Below are 20,513 nucleotides of genomic sequence, written 5' to 3' on the forward strand. Positions count from 1 at the left end.
GTTTCAAGGGTGGGTCCGATGGCCGCGATATCAATCGCCGTCAGGTCATCCACAAAATAGGTGCAGTGCGGATTGCCCATGCTGCACGCACTCGGGCCGCCATCAAGGGGCAGAACCAACGTATCCATTTCATCAGCCAGAGGAACATCCGCCCAGCCGAACATCGGCGGTCCCATGCTGACGGAAATGTTGCCGTTGGAGGTTCGTTGGCAAGTGAGCAGCCCCCGGTTGGTCCGAAGCGTTATCGACGTCGAATTCGATTCGCGCATCAGCCTGTCCGCAGCCCCCCGCGTTGCGCTGCCACACACATCCAGCGTGGAGCCATCGGTATTCCAGAACATCAACCGCGCATCGGCGTCCTCGCAATCGAGCACCACCGCGAGTTGATTGAAGCCGATGCCGCGGTGGCGATCCCCCATTCGCCGAGCCAGGGCGCTTGTCACTGGATTGGCCGAGTTTCGCGCGTCCACGACCACGAAGTCGTCGCCATTGGCGTGCATCTTATGGAAACTCAGCGGCATAGACAGATCCCTGTGGTGAATGGCCGTTTGCAGGCGATCTAGCCCCATTCGCAGTGCTTTTGCAAGTTGTGTGAGGGTAAGCGAAAGCTACCCGCCAGCCCCGTATTCCAGACACAAAAAAGCCCACTGACCGTCACCGGCTCAGTGGGCTTTTTGACTGGGCGTCTAGTTACAGAGCCATATCAGTTGCAGCGTTAGCCTTCGGCGCTTTTGGCGCTTCAGCCGGGGCAGCTGCCGGGGTCGCTACTTGACCGATCGCCGGTGGCGGGGTCAGTTGCAGGACCTTGGCGGTGTAAGCCCACTCTTGTGCAACCTTCTCAGGACTGCCATTCAGCTGAGTGCCGTAGCTCGGCACGATCTGGTGCAGTTTTTCCTGCCAGGCCGGCGAAGCGACCTTGTCCTTGAACACTTTTTGCAGCACGGTCAGCATGATCGGCGCAGCGGTCGAGGCACCTGGCGATGCGCCCAGCAGACCGGCGATGGTGCCGTCAGCGGAAGCAACGATTTCGGTGCCCAGTTTCAGCACGCCACCGGCGGCTTCATCACGCTTGATGATTTGCACGCGCTGGCCGGCTTGCCACAGGCGCCAGTCTTCAGCCTTGGCGTTCGGGAAGTATTCTTTCAGGGCGTTGAGGCGGTCTTCGTCAGACAGCATCAGCTGACCGGCAAGGTACTCGACCAGCGGGTATTCCTTGATGCCGACCTTGGTCATCGGCCACACGTTGTGCGTGGTAGTGGTGGTCAGCAGGTCCAGGTACGAGCCTTCTTTGAGGAACTTGGTGCTGAAGGTCGCGAATGGGCCAAACAGGATCACGCGCTTGCCGTCCAGGACACGGGTGTCCAGGTGCGGAACCGACATCGGCGGTGCGCCAACGGAGGCTTTGCCGTAGGCCTTGGCCAGGTGTTGCTCGGCGATGGTCGGGTTTTCGGTGACGAGGAACGAGCCGCCGACCGGGAAGCCTGCGTATTCCTTGGCTTCAGGAATGCCGGACTTCTGCAGCAGGTGCAGGGCACCGCCGCCCGCGCCGATGAACACGAACTTGGCGTCGGTTTCGGACTTGCTGCCGTCTTTCAGGTTTTTGTAGCTGACGCGCCAGCTGCCGTCTTCGTTCTTGGTGATGTCTTGCACTTCGCTAGACAGTTTCAAGTCGAATTTCGGGGTGGTTTGCAGGTGCGCAACGAACTGGCGGGTGATTTCGCCGAAGTTCACGTCGGTGCCGATCGGGGACCAGGTGGCCGCGATTTTCTGGTTCGGGTCGCGCCCTTCCATCATCAGCGGAACCCACTTGGCGATCTGCGCCGGGTCTTCCGAGTACTGCATGCCGGCGAACAGCGGGCTCGCTTGCAGGGCTTCGTAGCGCTTTTTCAGGAACTTGATGTTGTCATCGCCCCACACGAAGCTCATGTGCGGTGTGGAGTTGATGAACGAACGCGGATTTTTCAGCACGCCTTGCTGAACCTGCCAGGCCCAGAACTGACGGGAGATCTGGAACGCTTCGTTGATTTCAACGGCTTTCGGGATCGAGACATTGCCCTTGTCGTCTTCCGGCGTGTAGTTCAACTCGGCCAGGGCGGAGTGACCGGTACCGGCGTTGTTCCAGCCGTTGGAGCTTTCCAGGGCGACGCCGTCGAGGCGCTCGATCATTTCCATCGAGGTGCCAGGTTCCAGCTCATTGAGCCATACACCCAGGGTCGCGCTCATGATGCCGCCGCCGATCAGCAGCACATCGACTTTCTTTGCCTCTTCCGCGTGAACGGACGTGATCCCCATCGACAAAGCCAGCCCCAGCAGGGCCGTGTTCATTTTCTTAAACATCTTGTAGCACCTTTGATAAAACGTCATCCGCCCTTCCATCCTCACGACGAAACCCTTGTTTCACACGGCATTCAGGCAAATGTCGTGGGGGCTCGCACATGAGATCCGGAGGGTGGGCACACAAGGCCGACGTGATCCATCGACCTCAGTTTATATGTCCCTACTGAACTGACTTTTTATCTTTATTGGCTTCAGCTACTTGAGCGACAGTGATTCTGTTGGCGCGTCTCGAGGACACGCAAACTGAATAGGTCAAACCAAGTTGAGGTGAAGAATATCACGCCGGAGCAAACCCGCGCGTCTGTTCCCGACCTGATAGTCCGAACACGCGCGCCGGGGCCACTATACTCAACCTGTTTTTTCGATGAACCGGTGAGGAGCAGTCATGAGCGATAAAAACGATCTGCGCAAATATTCCTCTCAAGTGGTCGATGGCGTGGAGCGTGCGCCCGGTCGTTCGATGCTGCGTGCCGTGGGTTTCACCGACGAGGATTTCAAGAAACCGCAGATCGGCATCGCCTCGACGTGGGCGATGGTCACGCCGTGCAACATGCACATCGACAAGCTGGCGGTCGAGGCGGAGAAAGGCGCGAATGCCGCCGGGGCCAAGGGCGTCATTTTCAACACCATCACCATTTCCGACGGCATCGCCAACGGCACGGAAGGCATGAAGTATTCGCTGGTGTCACGCGAGGTGATTGCCGATTCCATCGAGGTCGTGGCCGGTTGCGAAGGCTTCGACGGCCTGGTGACTGTGGGCGGTTGCGACAAGAACATGCCGGGCTGCCTGATCGGCATGGCGCGGTTGAACCGCCCTTCCATCTTCGTCTATGGCGGGACGATTCGGCCCGGTGCCGGCCACACCGACATCATTTCCGTGTTCGAAGCCGTGGGCCAGAATGCGCGCGGCGACATCAACGAAATCCAGGTCAAGCAGATCGAGGAAGTGGCGATTCCCGGCCCCGGTTCCTGCGGCGGAATGTACACGGCCAACACCATGGCCTCGGCCATTGAAGCGCTGGGCATGAGCCTGCCCGGTTCCAGCTCTCAGGACGCCGTCGGCAGCGACAAGGCCTCGGACAGTTTCCGCGCCGGCCAGCAGGTCATGGAGTTGTTGAAGCTGGACCTCAAACCTCGCGACATCATGACCCGCAAAGCCTTCGAAAATGCGATCCGCGTGGTCATCGCCCTCGCCGGCTCCACCAATGCGGTGCTGCATCTGTTGGCCATGGCGCACGCGGTGGATGTCGAGTTGACGCTGGATGATTTCGTCGAGTTGGGCAAAGTCTCGCCAGTGGTGGCCGACCTGCGCCCCAGCGGCAAATACATGATGAGCGAACTGGTCGCCATCGGCGGCATTCAACCGCTGATGAAGCGCATGCTCGCGGCCGGCATGTTGCATGGCGATGCGATGACGGTGACCGGCAAGACCCTCGCGGAAAACCTCGAAAACGTGGCGGATTATCCGGAAGGCCAGGACGTGATTCTGCCCTTCGACCAGCCGGTGAAAAAGGACTCGCACCTGGTGGTGCTGCGCGGCAACCTCTCGCCCACCGGCGCGGTGGCCAAGATCACGGGCAAGGAAGGCCTACGCTTTGAAGGCTCGGCGCGGGTCTACCACGGCGAAGAAGGCGCGCTGGCCGGGATTCTCAACGGCGAAGTGAAAGCGGGCGACGTGATCGTGATTCGCTACGAAGGACCCAAGGGCGGCCCGGGCATGCGCGAAATGCTCTCGCCGACGTCGGCGGTCATGGGCAAGGGGTTGGGCAAGGATGTTGCGTTGATTACCGATGGCCGTTTTTCCGGTGGTTCACACGGCTTTGTGGTGGGTCATATCACGCCGGAAGCGTTTGATGGCGGGCCGATTGCGTTGATCGAAGACGGCGACAAAATCACCATCGATGCCGAAATCCGGCAGATCACGGTCGGCGTTTCTGATGCCGAACTGGCCGAGCGCAAAACCCGCTGGGTGCGGCCTGAGTCCAGGTACAAACGCGGGGTGTTGGCGAAGTATGCGAAGACGGTGTCCAGCGCCTCCGAGGGTGCCGTCACCGACAAATACCTTTAATGCTTTGATTCTGTATCGTTTGAGCGATTGCCATCGCGAGCAGGCTCGCTCCCACAGTTGATCTTCGCGTTGACGCAATCAATGTGGGAGCGAGCCTGCTCGCGATGGGGTCCGGTCTGGCAACATCAATGATGAATGGATATCACAGCCGAAACCGATCCACCGACTGCGACAATTTCCCCGCCAGCGCCGACAAGTCATCCGTCGTCGATGCCGTCTGGCCGATCACCTTGCTGTTGCCTTCCGACATGCCGGCAATCATTTCCACCTGATGCGCGATTTCATTGCTGGCCAGGCTCTGCTCGCCAATCGTGCGGGAGATGTCATTCACCAGTTGCGTGGTGTTCAGCGTGGCTTCGAGAATTTCGCGGATGGCGCGCTCGACGTCTGCGGTCACGGCCATGCCTTTGTCGACCTGCGCGACGCCCGCCTCCATGCTGGTGACCGCTTCGCGGGTGCTTTGCTGGATGCGTGAAACCATCGCGGCAATTTCCTGGGTCGAGGCGCTGGTGCGGCCCGCCAGGCTACGGACCTCGTCGGCCACCACCGCAAAGCCACGGCCCTGCTCACCGGCGCGAGCCGCCTCGATGGCGGCGTTGAGCGCCAGCAGGTTGGTTTGATCGGCAATGCCCTTGATCACCTGAATGATGCTGAATATCGCCTCGGACTCCTTGTCCAGCGTGCGGATGACCTGTGCTGATTGCTGTGCTGAACGCGCAATCCCGTCCATGTCATTGACCACCTGATGGATCACCCGACCGCCATCCTTGGCCAGTGCCTCGGCCTGGTTGGCCATGTTCAGCGCACGCTCGGCGTGGCGGGTGATTTCTTCGATGCTTGCGGTCATCTCACTGGCGGCGGCAGCCATGGTGCTGGCGGCGGCGCTTTGTTGCTGGCTGCTGCCGGCCACTTCGTGGCAACCGTTGCTCAATTGCGCGCTCATGCCGCTGACGCCGTGGGCGTTGCTGCGCACGACTTCGATCATGCCGCGCAAATCGCGCTGCATGGTCGCGAGGCTGCGAATCAGTGCGCTGGCTTCGTCCTTGTGGGTGGGTTCGACAATCGGCTCGCTCAGGTTGCCATGGGCAATGCTCTCGGCGATGCGGCTGGCGGTCCGCAACGGCCCCATGATGCTCAGGATCACCCAGCGACCCTGAACGATCAGCAGCAACAGGCTGGCGATGAGCACGATACCGAGCGTGAGGTTGGCGTTGTCGATGGCATGCTGGGTGCCCGTGCTGGTCTGTTGGGTGTTGGTCTCGATCAGCTCGCTGAGGGCGGCCATCTGGTCTTCCAGTTGGCTGAACGCCGTGTTGAAAGCGCCCAGTTCCTTTTGCGCGGCATCCGGGTTTTCCAGCGCCAGCCCGACGATACGTTCGGCAGCACTGATGTAGGTGTCGAGGCTGGGTTTGATCTTGTTCAGGCCAGCCTTGATGGTGTCGTTGACCGGCAGCTTGAGGTTGTCGCCGAGCATTTCACGAAAGTGTGACGCGTGTTCCTCGATGGAGCTGCGCACCTCGGCTTTGCTGCTGGTGCTTTTACCCAGCCCGACGACCATCGCCGACAGCACATCCGCGCGTAACGCGTCATGCATCATGTCGGCTTCGAGGTGATTGCGCAGCGCGGTCATGCTGACCTCGTTGTCATTCACTGCGGCTGCCATTTGCGAATTTCCCAGGTAACTGACCAGGCTCATGATCACGGCCGTGAGCAGGCCGGTGCCGATCAGCAAGAGCAATCGTAAATTTATCGACACTCTGTGGGTCTCCTGTCAGTGGGTGCGGCCATTCGCGCATGGCTTCTGAACAGGTTATCGACTGCGTCACAGCGCAATTGAAGGGCTGTTTGCGTTCACGCGGGTTTTTACGACATGCGGTAATTCCCCCTGGCCATGTTCGTTTTTTTCTCAGTGCATGCTAGGTTGTACGACGACTGATGAACGATCTTTATGTTCATCACTCGATCACCCACAACAACAAGGAAATACCCATGAAAAAAGCGAAATTGCTGGTTGGATTTCTGTGCCTGTTCAGTGGCTATGTCGCGGCCGCCCCGTCCGCCGCTGAAAAAGACGTGGCCCAGGCTGTCGACCACCTGACCCAGGCCATGCTGAAAAAGAACATTTCCGAACTGAACGCTCTGACCGCCGAAAACCTGACCTACGGGCATTCCAGCGGGAAAATCCAGAACAAGCAGGAATACATCGCCGACATCGAAACCGGTCGGAGCGCCTTCAAGACCCTCGAAATGCAAAACCAGACCATCACCCTGTCCGGTGACGTGGCGTTGGTTCGCAACCATTTCTCGGCACAGGCGCTGAAAGGCACTGAAGTGATTCCGACTGAAATCGAGAACTTCCAGATCTGGCAGAAACAGAAAGGCCACTGGCTGCTGGTCGGGCGTCAGGCGTTCAAGTTCTGATTTGGGTTGTGTAGGAGCGAGCCCGCTCGCGATGGCCCCATAAGCGCCGCGTTGATTCAGGCAAACTGCGTCATCGTTGACGTTCATCGCGAGCGGGCTCGCTCCTACAATGACCGTTGATCTGCGCGCGGGGCGTGCGCCCGATAAAAACATATTTTTATGCTTAAATTGATATTGTCGAACAATCCCACTTCCCGAGGGTGCCGTCATGAATATCAAGATCCTGGCTTTAATGCTGTTGGCGTTCTGTGCTCAACCGGTCTGGAGTCAGACGCCGCCCGCCTCAACGGCTGCGCCTGACAGCGTTGCATTGACCACGCGCCTGGCCTTGCGCGACCTGTGGGTCGAACATGTGTTCTGGATCAGAAATTACGCCATCGCCAATCAGGCTGCCGACAAGCAGCAAGCCAAAGTCGCCGCAGATCAGGTGGTCGACAACGCAACCAAAATCGCCAATAGCATCGCCCCGCTCTACGGTCAGCCTGCTGCCGATCAGTTGCTCAAATTGCTGGCCGGTCACTGGGGCGCGGTCAAGCATTACAGCGATGCAACGGTCGCCAAAGACAACAAAGGCAAGCAAGCCGCAGTCGCGGACCTGACCAGCAATGCCAAGGCGATTGCCGCGTTCCTGGCCAAAGCCAACCCCAACTTGCCTGAAGACACGCTGGTTGCCATGCTCGGTGCTCACGGGGGCCATCATGTCGCGCAGATCGATGAACTCGCCGCACACGATTACGCGGGCGAAGCGCGGACCTGGCACATGATGCGCGGCCATATCCTGGCGCTGGCCGATGCGCTTACGGCGGCACTGGTCAAGCAGTTCCCGGACAAGTTCTGACGTCGGGCGAGGACACACCATGCTGGAAGGACTGGGCCGGACACAGCAAGACCTGCTCAATGCGCTGCTGCACCATGCGAGCGGCATGAGCATTGACGAGTTGGCCGAACAACTGGCCGTCACGCGCACTGCGATTCGCCAGCATCTGGCGGCGCTTGAGCGTGACGGCTTGGTGTTACGGGGCGAAACCCGGCCGACGGGCCGACGTCCAGAGCAACTGTACCGGCTCACCGACCATGCCAAGGAGCAGTTTCCTCGCCAGTATCAGATGCTGGCGAGTGTGCTGATCGATGAAGTGGCCGGCATCATCGGTCCCGAAGCGCTGGCCACGCTGATGCGCAGCATGGGCCGAAAACTGGCGCTGGATCGTGAATCACAGGTGGTCGACGAAGCCAGGATCGTGCAACACATGAACCAGGCGGGATACCAGTCGGAGGTGTTCTTTCGCTCCAGCGGTGACCCGGAAATCGTCGCGCACAACTGCGTTTTTCACCGACTCGCAGAGGCCCATCCGGTGGTCTGTGAACTGGACCTGGCCTTGATCGGCACGCTGGGCGGCGCAGAAGTCGATCACACGGAATGCATGGTGCGCGGCGGTAACGTCTGCCGGTTCAAGCTTCGACCAAGCGCAGAAACGGCCACCGGGCCTGATAACTTGCGGCCTTCTGAGCAAACAGGTCGGGCTGATGATTGAGCGGATTGATCCGTAGAAGTCCTTTCTCGACATCCCTGATTTTCTAAGCAGCAATAGCTCTTTACCTGGGCCACTGGCTTTTGAACATTGCAATACACGGTGTCGTCATCACCCATGTCCGCCCCTCGATTCTTGGCCCGTGGCAGGTCACCGGGAGCCGCCACTCAACTACTCATCAGCGACCGAAGTTTCAAGCCCCGCAGATTAGAGTCACTCTCCCTTACGTCTGACATCCATAGCGACGCTACTAACTTCAACCAAAGGTATACCCATGTCAGCAAGCGCCTGCTTATCTTTGCCACTTAAACAATTGCTATCATAAAGCGCATGATTCTTAGTAAATTGTGTTGAGCGTAAAACATGAGTCAAAGCATTGATACTGTCATAATAATTAAGCCCATAACCTTCTTGCAGCTTTGTCCTCACATTGGAGCAATACTCTTCAAACTCACTTACCTGAACATCAGTCAACTCACCTTTTAGGGAGGCGGAATTCCTCAAGTAAACAAAGGAAACATCATCTTTCAAGACTTGCCATAGCGACGTCTGCAGCGTCCCATCTTTCTTTATTTGTATCAGTGGATTAACTGAGCTATCTGCGGGAGGTGCAGCATCCCTAGGATCGACGACTGGCTTCCCAACGAGGCTGGGCGACAATACCGTTGAGAGTGTCACGTTGGCTAAAGGAGTCGAGTTTCCCGACGGCACATTGAAAGGAATAATTTCATAAATAGCTTCCCTGCTTCCGTCGCCAGCAGGTTGAAAATAGCTGGAAACACTATAGTCGGCGGATTGCGCCATTACTTTAGATATGGAGTCATCAACTTTTTTGGCCGCGTCCTGTACTTGAGATGCCGAAAGGCTAGAAATTATCCAGGTTCCTGGATTCAGTACAGCAAAAGACGACGCTAGATTTGCAGCAGACTTAGTCAACGTAACCGTCGTATTGGTTGAGTATAAATAATTTATCTCAAACTCAATTTTTGTACCTGCATCTATCAGAATGGTTGGAGATACATATTTCTCCCGTGCCGACACCTTCCAAGACCGAGTATCACTATCGAATCGATAAGAAAACAAGACAACCGGCGGCAGTTTGGTTCCCCCCAATATAGGTGTGACGCTAATCCCAAACTGTTCAATTTTGCTGCCAAAGGTACTTGACACATATCTAGCTATACTAGACTGCCCCTCACTGCTTTCATAATACGGGTACACTTTCGCGCTGATGTAGAGTTGACCATAATACTTACTTGGAGCCGGAGTTGGATCGTAGGACTTTCGGGATCCTTCAACATTCACTATCCCCTTTCTCTTAGGAGCTAAATCTTCAATAGCAGTGTTTGAAGATTGACGCGTTGGCACACATCCTGACATCGCGAACATTAGCAACGCAAAACAAGCGTAATATTTCATGATAGTAGTCAGCTCCAAGCCTAGTGTAATTGCCCTTACCTACCTGGCGCGACAGACATCTCAACAACGTTTGTCGCGCTACCTACCCCTATGGAGCGTAGCTGGTTTTTCCTGATGACTAATGTCAAATCGCCGCTACAACGCGCGTCCCCCTCGGAAACTAACCTCCTAGGCTATAAGACGATGGCGTGAAGCGTCCTGCAGCACCTTTGATGGCAGGCTAGGCATCGATTGAAGTGGTTAGCTGTAGCTCCGCAAAATCTGTTCCCTCAGTCTCTTAACCTGAGCAACGGCTCCCCTGAGGAGATACGTATGCACTGCCCCCTGATCTGGATCAGATTCCAGCATTCCACAGTGCATAATCGCCGGCCATTACAATTCTGACGGCAACCAGTTGCAGACTGCTGCCCAGAGCGAAAGCAGGAATCACCTCGCTGATGAAGGCGTGATTTGATCAAAACCAGCACGCTATCAGGACGAAGAACAAGACGACAAAATTCTGCTCGCCTGCATACCTTCAAGTGACAATTCAGTACAACGCACGCGTCCATCCTTTCCAATCCAGCCAGGTGACTCCTTGTTGAATTAGAATCTGGCAGGACACCTATCTACAGGAAGATTGCAGCACCCTAAACCACCCTTTGTTACTAGCGACGTCGGTCGAGAGCGATTTTTCTTGTTCAACTACCCGCACACATGCATTAGCAGGAAGTACGCCTATGGCACCTGCATTCAAACCAGCACCTGCTCTCATATATACTTCAGAAGCAGCCATAAGAATTGTTCCTGGTTTTATATTCTTAAATTCAGGTTGCTTAGAATACTGGGAGCTATGAACGATTAACTGCCCATCTTTGGTGAGCCGACCATCTTTACCCACTTCATAATAAACAGACACTCGCATATTTGTAAGCGCTCGACCTAAGCTATTTTTTAATGCTTTATCTCGACTTGACCTTTGTGCATTTAGCAAAATCTCTCTTGAAGATGATTCAGAAGTCTGCCAGCCCGAAGGTGACTTAGCCAACGCATCTGCCACCCCTAAGATATAGCGATAGTTTCCAGTGGGTATACCTCGGATCAGTTCAGCTGTAAGCTCGGGTGACGACTCAATTAATTTTGCTAATTCAATACGAGCACTACGTCGTTCAAGCTTCACCTCCGACGCAAGGTTTCTCACAACGGCGTCTACTTTAACATCCTTGTAGCCTGCGGCTAAGGACGCAGGTGCTATAACAGATAAATTATTCCCACTTACATCACTCGTACTATTATCCACATTATTTACGACGACGACTTTTCCACTTTCACGTGGCGCTACAAGTTTGGCGGAAAAACGCCAAACGGCGCTTCTCTCCCAGCTTAATACTTCAACAGTTGCTGTTTTTCCGTCATCCGCTACTACAGGATTTTTAGTAACCCTAAAGGAGGAAATACACCCTTGACAAATCAACTCTGGCGCTGAAAGCCTTGCTTTTGAAAGAATATTTTGTGGTGCGGAAATTTTGATATTGATAACGCTGCCGGACTCCTCTGAGCAATCACTTATACACCCCACTGTTTTTGTTGAGACTATTTTCTCTACTATATATTCTTGACCAATTGAATTCCCCTCTAGACTACTATTACCTCTAAAAACCGGACGTAACGATGCTTCTTGCTCATCTGAAGATGTAGCAACTGTCTCTTCAGCTGAAAACGGAAGTTTAAAAATGAGCTCGCCCAAATCGAGTTCGGAATCCTTAATTTTACCAAAACTTGGAGTTTGTGTCGGCACATATGTCGGAACTACGTTTTGTATAAAAACCCCTAATTCAGCACCGGTTAAATAACCATCGCGATTAGAATCCGCTTCTCTTCTTTGACCGAGAACAGCCTGAGTGATCATTTTCATAAATTCACTCTGCGCCGGCACCTCCTGCTCAGCAGTACCAGCGGTTAAAAAGGCACGAAGCTTCGACTGCGCGGACTTTGAAAAAATATACTCAAAAGGCTTAGACTGTGGAACTTCTTGCCCCCTACTGCTTAACACGTTGCCTGAAAAACAACTATCAAAAATAAACATTGCATGCTTAACCTCTAACTCTCTAGCCCACGTTAAAACCTGGCTAAAACTGATCGATTTCGCAAGAAAATCGGGACTATCGACTGATGCTGGAACATCAATTGGGAGAATGTACCCAACTGATTTCGTAGTATTGCTTTCTACCACCTTACGCGTTTCACCATGCCCCGAATAAATAAATATAATTCTTGCATCAGGATCAAGAGCGATACTGGAATGCATAAAACAGTCTATCGCCGCTCTAAATTTATCGCTCGATAAATCGTAATATGATGTCACTAAAAACCCTTGGCCTTCTAAAGCACCTTTGATGTTCTTCATTTCCTCAATTACTTCTGGCAAAGGACTCTTATTGATGTACCCGGACTGCCCAATAATCAACGCATAGCTAGCACTATATAGCTGAAAGTCTCTATCCTTCCCGTCTTGAACTGTCAACTCTGCTGGGTCTGGCCGAGGTTTCGTTTCTTCATTCGGCACAGGACATTCAGATGCGTATAAAAAACTCGTGAAAAAGATACAAAAAAGTAAAGTGAGAATATACCTTATGACCTTTTTCATTATTCCTACCTTACTCATCAGTAGTAGCATTACCAAATATAAAGGACTCACCCAATTTCATGGTGTCCGTCGCCTCAATAGCTTTTTCAAACTGCTTTTCAGACACATTAGGATCCACACCTAGAAAGCCTACACCTTTAGATCTTGTCTGTTTGTATAACCCTGAGACCAAAAGCTTTAAATTTTTTTCTTTAGACTCACTATCCCACTTGCTCGGAGGTAACATATAGCCGGTATTTAGATATTTTTGACCTGCACTCCATATCACTCCACAGTCTCGCTTACCCGTCGTAATTTCTGGGCAATACTTAACTCCATTCTTCTCAAAAAAGGCATATCTAAAAGCGAACCCTGCATCACCAATATTTCCACGCCCCTGAGAGGAAAAATATTTAAAGCCGCGAACCTCATCACTATAAGTTGATAAAATAACACCCTTACCATCAACAAACCCTATAAAAACCACCGCATGGCCAGATTTATTTGTTCGATTTATATTTACAAACGCACCTGGTTTTAAATTCTTGAATGCTGTTCGTTTCCCGACTCCAAACGTAACCAATGCATCGGCCGTTCCAAAAGAGTCAAGGCGATGGTCTACCCATATATGAGATCGTATATCTATAGGACGCATCCTGTTCCACCCGCTTGCGGGAAGATACGTGAGTGGTGTTTTATCATTATTCTCTGCGGCATATAAATTTATCGCCGTTATAATAACTTCAGCAACGGCCGATACGCACATACTAAGAGGGGGCTCAGTCGCCTTTACCATAGCATCTCCATACTGCATGTCGTGCGTGTACGCCTTACTTATATTATACCCCCCACCATGGTGCTGCGAGTAAAGTTTATCTACAGACGCCAATATGTACTTATTGAAGCTTTGGTCCTCTTCCGCTACTGCGATCTGAAGGTGAGCAACCATAACCACGACAATTGTTTTTCGGAAAGGTGCAATCATCACACTTCAACTCCTACTAATTATTCTCCAGCAGAAACCAGGATAAATTGGCTTGTCCTGAGCCTCATTACTAAGTCTTCAGTAAAGCCCAAAAAAAAATGGATGCAATAGCAATAAAGAAAAAAAACTGCGCAAGAAACCGTCCCTAGATTCTTAAAATGTTTTCTTGCGTTATTACTTTTAGAACTAATGTTAAGTCCAACCTATTTTTAACTAGACGCTGGTGATGGAAAGCCCGCAGGGACTTTGAACGTGTAAAACTGGAGCTGAACTCCCCCTTTTGGCAGTGGCCCGAAGATGGTGACGCTCATTTAAAAAGCCTTTACCGAAACTGTGTATATATACAGTCATCATCGAAGCCTGCTTGCGGTCAATCTCGAACGAAGGAAATTACAACTGATGGATTCGACAGGAGTAAATTCCGAAGGCTGGCCAAGAGGTCGTGAGCTTGAATCAAGAGCGGCTTTCTGTGTGTCGACAGCGGTAATGCAGTGGTGTCTTGGCGTTAGCGCCTAATGAGCCATATACATAAGTCCGAGGGGGTAAGCACTTTGGAAAGGAATCGAAAATAGCTTCAATTAACCGTCATATGCCATCATCTAACCTGAAGTGTTGGGTTTAGGCTCTGTACGAAAAGTAATGTCGTAAACACCGCATGGCACAAGCCAGTGAGACCATCGCCGCATAACTTTTCGCGAGCTTGTCGAAGCGCGTAACGATGCGGCGATTCTCCTTCAGCCAGCCAAACATACGCTCGATGATGCTGCGCTGCCGATACTTGGGGCGGTCAAACAGTCTCGGTAAACCCGGCTTGGGTTTACGCTTCTGCTGCGCAGTGGGATGACCGGCTGCATCCGGTAGCGGTCGCAGTAACGACACAGGGCTTCGGCGTCATAGCCCTTGTCGGCCAACAACCAACGACCGCGCAAGCTTGGGATGTAAGCGCCATCCAACAACGGTTGGGCATAGGCGATGCGCTGGCTTGCCTGCCCGACAGTAGGAAACTCAGCGGTACTCCATTGGCGTCGCACAACATGTGGATCTTCGTCGTCAGACCGCCCCGGCTACGTCCGAGCGCATGATCTTGCGGTTCTTCAGGCCCCCTTTTTTCCTTGCAGCAGAAGAGGCCCAGGTTGTGCGTACCGCTGTTGAGTCAATCATCCAGGTATCCAGATCGATTAACCCTTGCTCGTTCAACCTGATGTGAAGCCGCTTGAGCATCAGCCGGATTGATGATTCCACACCGCCTGAAACAGACAGCCCGCCGTCAGCATGCACTGGCTCAGCCCTAGCGCAGGCAGGCGTCGGGCAATCTCGGCATTGGCCGGGTTGGTCATCGCAATTTCAATCAGCGTATGGGTGGTCAGGGTCATGCTGTCTCCGTGCGGGGCCTTAAATCCTTTGGGCAAACGATACATTAAAAGCGCTCAATGAAAGACCGGACGCGTGTGTTTCGCTCCTCCCGCCAGAAGGCTAAAGTGTCGCAACGCCCCAGGACACCATGGACGCCAATGGATAGCCAAACGCCTGAGCCTCAATCCATCTGCAACCCCATTACCAGCAGCGCGATTTTTATCGTGGCAACCCTGGTGCCCGGCAGTGCCGCTGCCGGTAAAGTCCGAGCCTGGTGCGCCGATGTCGCGGCCCTGACGCGATCGGTTGGTAAACGCGTCCCTTCCGGTAACTTGTCGTGTATCTGCGGTTTCGGTTCCACGGTCTGGGACACGTTGTTCTGCAACCCGCGGCCTGCATTGCTGCATGCATTTCGCGAGTTTGGTGCAGGGGAACGTCGCGCTGTTGCAACGCCGGGCGACATTTTGCTGCACATTCGTGCAGGCCAGATGGACCTCTGCTTCGAACTGGCGACCCAGTTGCTTTCATCGCTTGGAGAGGCCGTTTCGGTTGTCGATGAAGTTCAGGGTTTTCGCTATTTCGATATGCGCAGCATCATCGGTTTTGTCGATGGCACTGAAAATCCGGTCGGCCGCAAGGCAGTCGACTTCACGCTTGTTGGCGATGAAGATCCGTCGTTCACCGCAGGCAGCTATGTGCTGGTGCAGAAGTACCTGCACAACATGACTGCCTGGAACGCGCTGTCCGTTGAAGCTCAGGAGCGGATTATCGGGCGAACCAAACTGTCCGACATCGAACTCGATGACTCGGTCAAACCCACCTCTTCGCACAGTGCCCTGACGACGATCACCCAGGACGGGCAGGAAGTGAAAATCCTGCGCGACAACATGCCATTCGGCCGCCCTGGCGCGGGCGAGTTCGGCACTTATTTCATCGGCTATGCGCGCTCGCCTGCGCCGCTTGAACAGATGCTCGAAAACATGTTTGTCGGCAGACCAGCGGGTAATTACGACCGTTTGCTCGATTTCAGCAAGGCGGTGACCGGAGGCCTGTTCTTCGTTCCGTCAGCAGACCTGCTGGAAGAACTGGCGGACCGTTGCACCTGAGGACTGCCCGTTACATTGGCGAAGTCAGAGATTGCAGTGGCGATCCTCTCAAAGGTAGTATTGAGAACGATTCACACTAACATCTGGAAAGCCAACCGGTGCAAGTTCCTCCGACCAGCAAGCTGGGCTTCTTTTTCAGCGACCATCATCGCTGGCTGCTGCAGCATATCCAGCGGCGCCTGCGCAATCACGCGGACGCTGAGGACACCGCCGCCGATACGTTTTGCCAGATGCTGGTGGCCCGGGTAGACCCCGACAGCATCGAACAACCTCGCGCGTACCTGTCGACCATTGCCCGACGACTGATCTTTGACCGTCATCGCCGGCGCAAGCTGGAACTGGCCTACCTCGAACGCCTGTCCACGCTGCCCGAGGCGTTTGCCCCCTCCCCTGAAGAACAGTTGCAACTGATCGAAGCCCTGGTCGCGATCGACCGGGCGCTCGACGGCTTGCCACTGGTCGTCAAAGCCACGTTCCTCTACAGCCAGCTGGACGGTCTGAGCTACGTGGCGATTGCCCACAAAATGGGGCTTTCGGAACGCACGGTCAGCCGCTACATGAAACAGGCATTGCGTCAGTGCTACCTGAGCGAGTTGACGCCATGAGCACGCCGCGCCTTGACCCGGTCAGCGAGCAAGCCATCGACTGGATGGTGAGCCTTCGTGCCGGCAAACCCGATGCTGCACTGCAAGAGCGGTTCAACGCATGGCTGGCGATGGACCCCGCACACGCCCGGGCCTGGGCGACCTTGCAGGAACGCCTTGGCGGTTCCTTCAACACGATTCGTGCCCTGGATCGGCGTCTGCCCGGTCAAGCCAACGAAGCGCGGCAACTGCTGTTGCAGCCTCATGGTTCACGCCGCGATGCGCTCCGCGTGATCGCGGGCCTGGGCCTGCTGGGCGGCGGCGCGTGGCTCGGCATTCGCAGCCCGCTGGGTGACTCGCTGCTGGCGGATCTGCACACCGGCCGTGGCCAGCGTCAGGACTTCACGCTAGCCGACGGCAGCCGCCTGAGTCTGAACGCGAACAGCGCGGTGGACCTGCGCTTCGATGACAAACAAAGGCTGGTGATTCTGCGCCACGGCGAGCTGGTGATTCAGGTGGCGGCCGACCCCCTGCGTCCGCTGCGGGTGCGCACCGCTCAAGGTGAAATACGGGCACTGGGCACCCGTTTCCTGGTGGCTCAGGAACAAGACGCGACTCGCGTTGTGGTGCTGCAACACTCCATCGAAGCCCGTCTGTTCGACGGCACGACACTCGACCTGCAGGAAGGTCAATCGGCCTTGCTGTATGCAGGGAAAATTGTCCCGGTGGCCGGCGATCAGCTTCATCGCGCCGATTGGCTCAGCGGGCGATTGAACGTGCTGGACGATCCCCTGGAACACGTCGTCGATGCGCTGCGCCCGTACAGCCGGGGTTTTGTCCGCGTGGCTCCCGAGGTTCGCGGCTTGCGCGTCCAGGGCGTATTCCCGTTGAACGATCCGGATCGGGTGTTCACGGCCCTGGCGGAAACCCTGCCGATTCGCGTGGATCGCTACAGCCCATGGTTGACACTGATACGTGCAAAAGAGTCGCGCTGATAAATTTTTTTTGAAAATAACTCTCATTCGTGTCCGGTTTTCATTTCTCGTCCCACCTATCTCCTGACACTTCCACATTTTCAGGAGAACGCTGTGTTCAACCCGTGGCCCCATGCCCTTTCCGCCGCTGTCGCCCTGGCAACTCTGGCGAGCCCTGCCCTGTCGCAGGCGCAAGACCTGATGTTCAACCTGCCGGCCGGCCCACTCGCCAGCACGCTGAATGCCATCGCCAGCCAGAGCGGCCATATCGTTTCATTGGAGCCTTCGCTGGTGCAGGGCAAACAAGCCCCGGCAGTGGTCGGCCAGATGCCTGCGGAACAGGCAATGCAAAAGGCGCTGGCGGGCAGCGGCCTGCAATTGCGAGTGACCGGGCAAGGTAACTTCAGCGTCGAGCCAGCCCCGGACAACAGCGCAGCGTTGCAGCTGGGCGTGACCAACATCGTCGAACGCAGCACCGACGCCACCACCGAAGGCTCAGGCTCCTACGCTGCGCGGGCGGTGACCATCGGCAAGGGCACCCACACCCTCAAGGAAATCCCGCAGTCGGTCACGGTGATGACCCGCAAGCAAATGGACGATCAGGATATCGTCGATCTCAAGGACGCGGCCAACAAGACCACCGGCCTGGTCGGCGCCCAAGGCGTCGGCAGAGGCCTGATCCTGAGCTCGCGTGGTTTCCAGATCGATGACTGGCAGTACGACGGCGTGCCTATTCCGCGCAACTATTACTCGCTGGGCAACTGGGCCACGCAGGACCTGATTTTCTTCGATCGCATGGAAGTGCTACGTGGCGCGTCCGGCCTGCTGCAAGGCACCGGCAGCCCTGGCGGCGCGGTCAACCTGGTGCGCAAACGCGGCCAGGCTGCACCGATAGTGACCCTCACCGGCAAGGCCGGCTCATGGGACCACTACGGTCTGCAACTGGACGCCGGCGGGCCGCTGAACCAGGCCGGCACCGTGCGCGGGCGTTTCATTGCCGACCAGGACGACAGCCACTCGTTCGTCGATTCCGAATGGTACAAGACCACCTCGCTGTACGGCGCGCTGGACTTCGACCTGCGTGAAGACACCACCCTGGGCCTGGCAGTCAGCCAGTCCGACGGCGAATCGCGCTCGAATGTCCGCGGCTTCCCCCGCTACGCCGGCGGTAAGCCCATCGACCTGCCGCGCAGCACGTACACCGGGGCCAAGTGGAACCATTCGGACATCGATGTCACCACGCTCTACACCGACCTGGAACACCGTTTCAACGACGATTGGGCCTTCAAGGTCGGCGCCGTGCGCATGACTGAAACCAATAAAGCGAAAAACCAACGGGTGCAATCCAGTGGCAACGGCATCAATGCCGATGGCAGCGGCGTGCAGTACGCTGACTTCGTGACGGACATGGACTCCACCAAAGTTGCTCTGGACATGAACCTCAACGGCAAATTCGAAGCCTTGTCCATGCAGCAGGAAATCATGGTGGGCGGTAACTACTCCAAGTACACCTCGGATGACAAATTCGCTCGGACCTTCAATAACAGTGCCGACACCATCTTCGACATTGATCACAACCGTCCCGAAATCAGCTACGAGGGTTTGCTCAATAGCCCCGGTGGCCGTGGGACACCAAGCAAGTATGACATCCGCCAAAAAGGCCTCTACGGCAGCTGGCGGGTCAAGCCGATTGATCCGCTGACCCTGGTGCTCGGCTCACGGGTCAGTTGGTACGACTACAGCTATAAATCGTGGCGCCAGGACGCGACCAGCATTACCGCCGATCCTGAAAGCACCAGCAACGAAAACGGTGAAGTCACCCCCTTCGCCGGTATCGTCTATGACTTGAGCCGCGAATGGGCGGTCTATGCCAGCTACACCGACGTGTTCACACCGCAAACCGAACGCAGTACAAGCGGCTCGGTAATCAAACCGATCATCGGTACGAACTACGAGTTGGGTCTCAAGGGCGAGTTGATGGAGGGCCGGGTCAATACGTCCCTGGCGTTGTTCCGTTACGACCAGGAAAACCGCGCCACGCTCGATATGGACGGTGGGCAAAACTGCGACGGTTGGTACTGCTCGAAGGCATCCGGCAAAGTACGCAGCCAGGGTCTCGACGCCGAAATCAGCGGCGAAGTGCTGGACGGTCTGCAACTGTTTGCCGGTTATACCTACAACACCACCAAGTACCTCAAGGACCCGGACAACGAAGGCAAAGTCTTCAGCTGGTGGACGCCGAAACACATGCTGCGCGTCTGGGGTAACTACCAGTTGGGTGGCGACTGGAGCCGTGTGAGTACCGGCCTGGGCTTCACGACCCAAAGCCATACGCTGGGTTACGACCACGTCGTCAACGTACCGGGTTACACCGTCTGGAATGCCCGTGTCGGTTACCAGCTCTCCTCGGAGATCGAGCTGGCGATGAACGCCAACAACCTGTTCGACAAGACTTACTACACAGCGGCCTACAACCAGATCAACGGCAACAACAACTACGGTGAACCACGCAACGTGATGTTCAGCGTGAAATACACGCCGGAGTTCTAACACCACCGCTCGACCATCAACGCCCTCCTTCCGACTGCTGTCGCAGGGAGGGCCGTTTCAGGGTCATTCAATTTCCAAGGGTATCGCAAACGTTCTTTTATTATTCTGCATCGCGACAAACGTCTTGAACTGCTTGATGTTTCCGAAGAAAAACAACTCCCTGGTTAATTGTTCGTACTCACTCATATCACGCACATTCAACACCAGCAAAAAGTCAAAATCCCCCGTCACATAATAAACCTGCTGAACTTGCGGACAACTCACAAAGCGCCGCTTTATCTCATCCAGCAAATCAAGTCTTTCATTCTCTAGTTTAACTTCGACGATAACGGTAATCGGTCGGCCGACCGCTGCCGGGTCGACAATACTCACGTTATACCTGATCACTCCCGCCGCTTCGAGGGCGGCGATTCTTCTATTGACTGCCGAGGGAGACAGGTTCACGCCCTCAGCCAGTTCCCGCTGGGAAATCCGGTTGTTTTCCTGAAGGAAGTTGAGAATTTTGCGGTCATAGGCATCTAGCTGCATAGGGGAACTCCTTCACCTGGGGCCCAGCCATTACAGCAGAAAAGGCACCTGGAC

General features: G+C 55.2%; 16 protein-coding genes and 2 pseudogenes. 8 read left to right on the forward strand and 10 right to left on the reverse strand.

Going from position 1 to position 20,513, the window contains the following annotated elements:
* Window positions 1–521: diaminopimelate epimerase (locus KGA97_RS17645; protein WP_411740671.1), on the reverse strand; the 521-nt coding region annotated here is incomplete at its 3' end.
* 169 nt (window positions 522–690) lie between these two features.
* On the reverse strand, window positions 691–2,337 hold the full coding sequence (mqo, locus tag KGA97_RS17650) for a malate dehydrogenase (quinone) (protein WP_192418474.1): 1,647 nt from the start codon (window positions 2,335–2,337) through the stop codon (window positions 691–693).
* Window positions 2,338–2,722: 385 nt separating this feature from the next.
* On the opposite strand from mqo, the gene ilvD reads away from it, so the two are divergent.
* Window positions 2,723–4,405, forward strand: coding sequence for a dihydroxy-acid dehydratase (ilvD, locus tag KGA97_RS17655; protein WP_223481166.1), 1,683 nt, complete (start codon window positions 2,723–2,725; stop codon window positions 4,403–4,405).
* Between the two features lie 142 nt (window positions 4,406–4,547).
* On the opposite strand, the gene KGA97_RS29610 is transcribed toward ilvD, so the two are convergent.
* The gene (locus KGA97_RS29610; RefSeq protein WP_411738479.1) at window positions 4,548–5,411 is read right to left on the reverse strand and encodes a methyl-accepting chemotaxis protein; all 864 of its coding nucleotides are present in this window, start codon (window positions 5,409–5,411) and stop codon (window positions 4,548–4,550) included.
* Window positions 5,406–6,161, reverse strand: a pseudogene (locus tag KGA97_RS29615) (MCP four helix bundle domain-containing protein); the annotation flags it as partial. The pseudogene KGA97_RS29615 and the gene KGA97_RS29610, both read right to left, overlap by 6 nt.
* A gap of 233 nt (window positions 6,162–6,394) precedes the next feature.
* Between KGA97_RS29615 and KGA97_RS17665 the strand changes: the two are divergent.
* The 3 genes from KGA97_RS17665 to KGA97_RS17675 all read left to right on the forward strand — a co-directional run bounded on the left by KGA97_RS17665 (window position 6,395) and on the right by KGA97_RS17675 (window position 8,358).
* Window positions 6,395–6,826 carry a nuclear transport factor 2 family protein gene (locus KGA97_RS17665; RefSeq protein WP_008032405.1) on the forward strand — a complete coding sequence of 144 codons (432 nt, stop codon included), beginning with the start codon at window positions 6,395–6,397 and terminating at the stop codon, window positions 6,824–6,826.
* Between the two features lie 208 nt (window positions 6,827–7,034).
* On the forward strand, window positions 7,035–7,664 hold the full coding sequence (locus tag KGA97_RS17670) for a hypothetical protein (RefSeq protein WP_223481168.1): 630 nt from the start codon (window positions 7,035–7,037) through the stop codon (window positions 7,662–7,664).
* A 19-nt stretch (window positions 7,665–7,683) separates the two neighbouring features.
* Window positions 7,684–8,358, forward strand: coding sequence for a helix-turn-helix transcriptional regulator (locus KGA97_RS17675; protein WP_223481169.1), 675 nt, complete (start codon window positions 7,684–7,686; stop codon window positions 8,356–8,358).
* Between the two features lie 210 nt (window positions 8,359–8,568).
* On the opposite strand, the gene KGA97_RS17680 is transcribed toward KGA97_RS17675, so the two are convergent.
* The 5 genes and pseudogenes from KGA97_RS17680 to KGA97_RS17705 all read right to left on the reverse strand — a co-directional run bounded on the left by KGA97_RS17680 (window position 8,569) and on the right by KGA97_RS17705 (window position 14,737).
* The gene (locus KGA97_RS17680) at window positions 8,569–9,774 is read right to left on the reverse strand and encodes a hypothetical protein (RefSeq protein WP_223481170.1); all 1,206 of its coding nucleotides are present in this window, start codon (window positions 9,772–9,774) and stop codon (window positions 8,569–8,571) included.
* 604 nt (window positions 9,775–10,378) lie between these two features.
* Window positions 10,379–12,400, reverse strand: a complete 2,022-nt coding sequence (locus KGA97_RS17685; RefSeq protein ID WP_223481171.1) for a caspase family protein — start codon at window positions 12,398–12,400, stop codon at window positions 10,379–10,381.
* A gap of 10 nt (window positions 12,401–12,410) precedes the next feature.
* A complete protein-coding gene (locus KGA97_RS17690) occupies window positions 12,411–13,364 on the reverse strand; it encodes a hypothetical protein (protein WP_223481172.1) in 954 nt (317 codons plus the stop codon).
* A gap of 618 nt (window positions 13,365–13,982) precedes the next feature.
* Window positions 13,983–14,585, reverse strand: a pseudogene (locus KGA97_RS17700) (IS5 family transposase); the annotation flags it as partial.
* Window positions 14,585–14,737, reverse strand: coding sequence for a hypothetical protein (locus tag KGA97_RS17705; RefSeq protein ID WP_223481186.1), 153 nt, complete (start codon window positions 14,735–14,737; stop codon window positions 14,585–14,587). The pseudogene KGA97_RS17700 and the gene KGA97_RS17705, both read right to left, overlap by 1 nt.
* A gap of 138 nt (window positions 14,738–14,875) precedes the next feature.
* Between KGA97_RS17705 and KGA97_RS17710 the strand changes: the two genes are divergently transcribed.
* The 4 genes from KGA97_RS17710 to KGA97_RS17725 all read left to right on the forward strand — a co-directional run bounded on the left by KGA97_RS17710 (window position 14,876) and on the right by KGA97_RS17725 (window position 19,931).
* Window positions 14,876–15,823 (forward strand): Dyp-type peroxidase, encoded by a 948-nt coding sequence (locus KGA97_RS17710; protein ID WP_223481173.1) that lies wholly within the window; start codon window positions 14,876–14,878, stop codon window positions 15,821–15,823.
* Between the two features lie 98 nt (window positions 15,824–15,921).
* Window positions 15,922–16,428 (forward strand): sigma-70 family RNA polymerase sigma factor, encoded by a 507-nt coding sequence (locus tag KGA97_RS17715; protein ID WP_223437405.1) that lies wholly within the window; start codon window positions 15,922–15,924, stop codon window positions 16,426–16,428.
* Window positions 16,425–17,402, forward strand: a complete 978-nt coding sequence (locus KGA97_RS17720) for a FecR domain-containing protein (RefSeq protein ID WP_223481174.1) — start codon at window positions 16,425–16,427, stop codon at window positions 17,400–17,402. The genes KGA97_RS17715 and KGA97_RS17720 overlap by 4 nt, the downstream gene beginning before the upstream one ends.
* A gap of 93 nt (window positions 17,403–17,495) precedes the next feature.
* Window positions 17,496–19,931 carry a TonB-dependent siderophore receptor gene (locus KGA97_RS17725; protein WP_223481175.1) on the forward strand — a complete coding sequence of 812 codons (2,436 nt, stop codon included), beginning with the start codon at window positions 17,496–17,498 and terminating at the stop codon, window positions 19,929–19,931.
* A gap of 63 nt (window positions 19,932–19,994) precedes the next feature.
* Here the strand turns inward: KGA97_RS17725 and KGA97_RS17730 are convergent, their stop codons facing one another.
* Window positions 19,995–20,459, reverse strand: a complete 465-nt coding sequence (locus tag KGA97_RS17730) for an Lrp/AsnC family transcriptional regulator (RefSeq protein WP_008032416.1) — start codon at window positions 20,457–20,459, stop codon at window positions 19,995–19,997.
* Window positions 20,460–20,513: the final 54 nt, after the last annotated feature.

The sequence above is a fragment of the Pseudomonas sp. BF-B-15 genome (assembly GCF_019946675.1).
Taxonomy (GTDB): Bacteria; Pseudomonadota; Gammaproteobacteria; order Pseudomonadales; family Pseudomonadaceae; genus Aquipseudomonas; species Aquipseudomonas migulae.